Source organism: Kitasatospora griseola, assembly GCF_014648555.1.
Classification (GTDB): Bacteria; Actinomycetota; Actinomycetes; order Streptomycetales; family Streptomycetaceae; genus Kitasatospora; species Kitasatospora griseola.
Map to the genome: position 1 here is coordinate 824 of NZ_BMRI01000024.1, position 255 is coordinate 1,078.

At 78.4% G+C, this 255-nt stretch carries 1 pseudogene; it reads left to right on the top strand.

Annotated elements, in window-relative coordinates:
* Positions 1 to 255, top strand: a pseudogene (locus tag IEZ12_RS39060) (cell division protein FtsK); the annotation flags it as partial.

Genomic DNA, 255 nt, shown 5'->3' on the forward strand with positions numbered 1-255 from the left:
GTTCGCCGACGCGCCCATGGCCGAAGCGATCGCCGCACGCGGCCGCCGCGCCCGCGAGCAGGCCGGGCTGCTGACCGGCTACGCGGCCGGCACCGCCGACGCCGCCCCCGCCGCGGCCGTCTCGCACGACCTGCTCGCCGACGTCCTCGCCGTCATGGGCCCGGACGAGCCGAAGCTGTGGTCGGAGACGATCGTGGCCCGCCTCGCCGAACTCCGCCCCGACGTCTACGGCCCGTGGGCCGAGCTGGAGGGCCG